Source organism: Paenibacillus sp. OT2-17, assembly GCF_009827695.1.
Classification (GTDB): Bacteria; Bacillota; Bacilli; order Paenibacillales; family Paenibacillaceae; genus Paenibacillus; species Paenibacillus polymyxa_B.
Genome location: NZ_WUDQ01000690.1, coordinates 1 through 1,712 on the forward strand (window position 1 = coordinate 1; position 1,712 = coordinate 1,712).

The window sequence follows — 1,712 nt, forward strand, 5'->3', positions numbered from 1 at the left end:
GTAAAGGAAGAATTGACGAACGTATCTGCTGTTGATGGGGCTAAGGTGAGCAGTCATGGCGTACAGGTAAAGAACTCCCCTAAATCCAATGGGACTATCACGGAAACCGTCCAGAACAAGCAGGACTTGTTTAGAGTGGATGGAATTCGCAAGTATTATCCGGTGAAAAAAAGCTTTCCCGGTCGGACGGGTGCTTCGATCCGGGCGGTGGATGATGTATCGTTCTCAATCCGGCAGGGCGAAACCTTTGGATTGGTCGGAGAATCCGGCAGCGGTAAGTCTACTTTAGGCCGGCTGCTGATGCAGCTGGAACGTCCGACCTCAGGGCAGGTATGGTTCCAGGATCGGGAGCTGACACGTTTAGGAAATTCTGAGTTGCGATCCGTTCGCCGTGATATGCAGATGATTTTTCAAGACCCCTACGGATCACTTGATCCACGGTGGAATGTGGGAGATATCATAGGGGAGCCGCTTGCGGTTCATGAAGGGTTGTATGGCAAGGCAAAGCAGGAACGGGTGGAAGAACTCCTGAGCGCTGTTGGATTATCACCTTCGCTGGTTACGCGGTTTCCGCATGAATTTTCGGGAGGACAGCGGCAGCGAATCGGGATAGCCCGTGCCATTGCTCTGCAACCGCAGTTTATTTTGGCGGATGAGGCAGTGTCGGCTTTGGATGTTTCCGTTCAGTCACAAATTGTCAATCTGCTTCAGGACTTACAGCGTAAGCTGGATACAACCTATTTGTTTATTGCACACGGATTGCACATTGTCCGCCATATTTCAGATCGGATAGGGGTTATGTACTTGGGGAAACTTGTAGAAATTGCGCCAAGTGACGAGTTGTTCAGGCATCCTGCCCATCCGTATACCCGGGGGCTTGTTGCCTCGATACCTAATCCAAATCCGAAAAACCGTCGGGAGCTAATTACGGTACAAGGTGAGATTCCTTCGCCTGCGAAGCCGCCATCCGGCTGTCGTTTTCATACCCGCTGTCCACTAGCGACCTCGCGTTGTCGTGAGGAAGCACCTGAGCTGACAGCGATTAGCACAGGACATTATGCCGCTTGTCATTACCCGGCCTAGGTTCAACCCCTTCCTTTGATCTGCTATCGGCATGATAAGAGAGCTACATTCTACAGGCCGTTCATGGTAAGATAAGGATAGAAGTATATAAATTCAATAGGAAAAGAGGGTATTATGCTAGATAAATGGGTTCAGGAATTAAAAGATGATGAACAAGAGCTGATTGCGTGGAGAAGACATCTACATCAGCATCCCGAGCTGTCTTTTGAAGAAACGAATACGTCTGCATTTATCGCCGATCAATTGCGCTCTTTTGGTATTGAGGTAAGAACGAATGTGGGTGGAAACGGTGTGCTCGGGTTTTTAGAAGGCGGTCAGCCAGGTAGAACGATTGCATTTCGTGCTGATTTTGATGCACTTCCCATTCAGGATGAAAAGGATGTGCCTTATAAATCGACCGTTCCGGGTGTTATGCATGCCTGCGGACATGATGGTCACACGGCTGCGTTACTTGGAGTGGCACGCGTGTTGAGCCATAACCGTGAGGCGCTAAAGGGAAAGCTTGTGTTTATTTTTCAACATGCGGAAGAAAAACCGCCTGGCGGAGCCAAGTTTATGATTGAGGATGGCTGTCTGGATGGGGTAGAGGCGGTATATGGTATTCACCTCGCATCTGAAATTCCTTTTGG

2 protein-coding genes are annotated in these 1,712 nt (G+C 49.4%); both read left to right on the plus strand.

All coding sequences use genetic code 11. The annotated features are described in order from the left end of the window. Positions 1 to 1,083: ABC transporter ATP-binding protein (locus GRP75_RS26155; RefSeq protein WP_237449204.1), on the plus strand; the 1,083-nt coding region annotated here is incomplete at its 5' end. A 114-nt stretch (positions 1,084 to 1,197) separates the two neighbouring features. Continuing rightward, positions 1,198 to 1,712 (plus strand): M20 metallopeptidase family protein (locus GRP75_RS26160; RefSeq protein ID WP_160790795.1); only part of this gene is annotated, 515 nt, incomplete at its 3' end.